Source organism: Mycobacterium sp. KBS0706, from assembly GCF_005938675.2.
Classification (GTDB): domain Bacteria; phylum Pseudomonadota; class Alphaproteobacteria; order DSM-16000; family Inquilinaceae; genus Inquilinus.
Genome location: NZ_VCCH02000225.1, coordinates 1 through 2,877 on the forward strand (window position 1 = coordinate 1; position 2,877 = coordinate 2,877).

General features: G+C 72.0%; 1 protein-coding gene. It reads right to left on the reverse strand.

Translation table 11 applies throughout. The features are described from left to right. Positions 1–2,877: condensation domain-containing protein (locus tag FFK22_RS41285; protein ID WP_306770265.1), on the reverse strand; the 2,877-nt coding region annotated here is incomplete at both ends.

Here is a 2,877-nt window from a genome sequence, read left to right on the forward strand (position 1 = left end):
CAGCAGCGCCTCGAACTGCCTCATCAGCCCTTCGATGCGGTCCTGGTCGAAGGCATCCCGCCGCCAGCTCCAACCGATCTCGATGTCGCCACCGGCCTGCACCGTCAGGGTCAGGGCGTAGTTCGTGGTCTCCAGGTTGGAGACCTGGCCGAAGCGCAGGCCCTTGCTGTCCCGCTCGCGCAGGGCCTGGTCCACCGGGTAGTTCTCGAACACCAGGAGCGTGTCGAACAGCGACCGCCCGCCCTGGCCGGCCCAGCCCTGGATCTCGTACAAGGGCGTGTGCTCGTGCTCGCGCAGCGCCGCATTCTCCGCCTGCAGCGCCCGCAGCCAGTCGCCGATGCTCCGCGCCGGGTCCAGCGCCGGCGCCACCGGCAGGGTGTTGATGAACAGCCCCAGCAGCGCCTCGGCGCCGCGCAGCTCCGCCGGGCGCCCCGACACCGTCGCCCCGAACACCACCCGACGCTGCCCGGTGGCCCGCGACAGCAGCAGCGCCCACGCCCCCTGCACCACCGTGTTCAGGGTGACATGCTCGCGACGGGCGAAGGCTTTCAGGGCTTCAGTTGCCGCTGCGTCCAGCCGCAGCTTCTTGCTCTCATGCCCCGGCTGCGCCTCCGGCGCCGGCAGCGCCGCGGCCAGCAGCGTCGGCTCCTCCACCCCGGACAGGCGATCGCGCCAGAATCCTTGATCCGCCGCCTGATCCCTCTGGCCCAGCCAGGCGATGTAGTCCCGGTACCGGCCGGCCGAGACCGCCGGGGTCTTGCCGTGGTAGCGGGTCAGCACCTCGCCGATCAGCCGCGACGTGCTCCAGCCATCCAGCAGCAGATGATGGCTGGTCAGGATCAGCCGGTGCCGGTCCGCCGCCATCCGCACCAGCAGCACCCGCAGCAGCGGCGGCGCAGCAAGGTCGAAGCCCCGCGACCGGTCCGACACCGCCAGCTCCGTCAGGGCCTGCTCCAGCTCCGGCTTGCCGCGCCAGTCCAGCTGCTGCACCGGCGACGGCACCCGGCGACGCACCAGCTGCAACGGCCTGTCGTCCTGTCCCAGGAAGCCGGTGCGCAGGATGGCATGGGCCTCCACCGCCGCCTCCCAGGCCCGGGCGAAGCGGCCGGCATCGAGGCCCTCCACATCCACCCGGATCTGGGTCACATACAGCTCCGGCACCTGCAGGCTGTGGAACAGCATGCCCTGCTGCATCGGCGACAGCGGATACAGGTCCTCGACCTCCGCCGCCGGCACCGGCAGCGCGTCCAGCTCGGCCTGGCCCAGACCGGCGAGCGGCACGTCCGACGGCGTCAGACCACCCGCACCCGGCGCACAGCACAACTCGACCAGGGCCTCCAACTCAGCTCCGAAGACTTGCGCCAGACCCTCGATCGTTCCGGCATCATGCCGGGCGGCGCTATACAGCCAGGTCAGCCCCAGCACGCCCTCCGCCACCTGGCCGTTCACCATCAGCTCGGCGCCGAGCGGCGATCCGTCCGACTGGTCCCGGCCGGTGCTCTCCCGTGCCAGGGCGAAGGCCCCCGCCGTCACACCGTCGAACCGCCCCAGATAGTTGAACGTCACCGCCGGCCACGGCCGATCCGACAGCGCGGCCTGCACCTCCGACGATCCCATGTGCCGCAGCACGCCATAGCCGAGACCCCGCTGCGGCACCGCCCGCAGCTGTTCCTTCACCGCCTTCAGCGAGGCTTGCAGATCCGCCTCGGGCATCAGCCGCACCGGGTACAGGCTGGTGAACCAGCCCACCGTCCGGCTGAGGTCCAGCCCGCCCAGCTCCTCCCGGCCATGGCCTTCCAGCGCCACCAGCGCCGAGCCCTGCCCCGTGTGCCGGCACAGCGCCCGCGCCAACGCTGTCAGCAGCAGATCCTCCACCCCGGCCCGCCACGCCCGGCCTGCCGTCACTAGACGCTCGGTCAGCGCCACATCGAAGCGCTGCCGGTGCTCCACACGCTGAAAGACGGTGTTCGCGCCGTCGGGGCGCGCCACCGGGAAGCCCGACGGTCCACCCAGCACGCCCTGCCAATACGGCAGCTCCGCCAGCAGCTCCGGGCTCGCGGCGTGAGCCTGCAGGACCCTGCCCCAGGCCCCGAAGCTGCTGCTCGTCTCCGGCAGGGTGATCGCCTCGCCCGTCACGGCCTGGCCGTAAGCTGCCTGCAGGTCCTCCAAGAGGATCCGCCAGGACACCCCGTCCACCACCAGGTGGTGAATCACCAATAGCAGCCGCTGGCTCCCGTCCCAGCGTTCCATCAGCACCGCCCGCAGCAGCGGACCTTCGGCCAGGTCCAGGCTGCGCTGGGCGTCTTGCGCCACCGCCGTTTGCGTCGCCTCGTCGGCGACGCTGCGCAGCCACAGCCACTCCTGCTCCGCCGGCTCGGCATAGGCCTGGCTCCAGGCGCTGTCTTCGCCCTGCGCGAAGCGCAGCCGCAGCGCATCGTGGTGGCCCACCACCGCCGCGATGGCCCCGCGCAGCGCCTCGGCCTGCAGCCGCTCTCGCGGCGCCAGCAGCACCGACTGGTTCCAGTGCTGCCGCCCCGGGATCTCCGTCCCGAAGAACCAGCGCTGGATCGGCAGCAGCACCGCCTCGCCCGTCGCCGTCTCCGGCACGATCGCGGCCGCCTCGCGCCCGGCCACCGCCGCCAGCCCGCGCACCGTCTGGTGCTCGAACAGCTGTCGCGGTGTCAGCACCAGACCCGCCCGGCGCGCCCGCGACACCACCTGCAGCGACAAGATCGAATCCCCGCCCAGCTCGAAGAAATTGTCGTCCCGACCAACCTGCCGCAGGCCCAGAACCTCCGACCAGATCCCCGCGATCGCCTGCTCCGCCTCGCCCTCGGGCTCGGCCCGGCTCCCGCTCTCCCACTCCGGCTCCGGCAA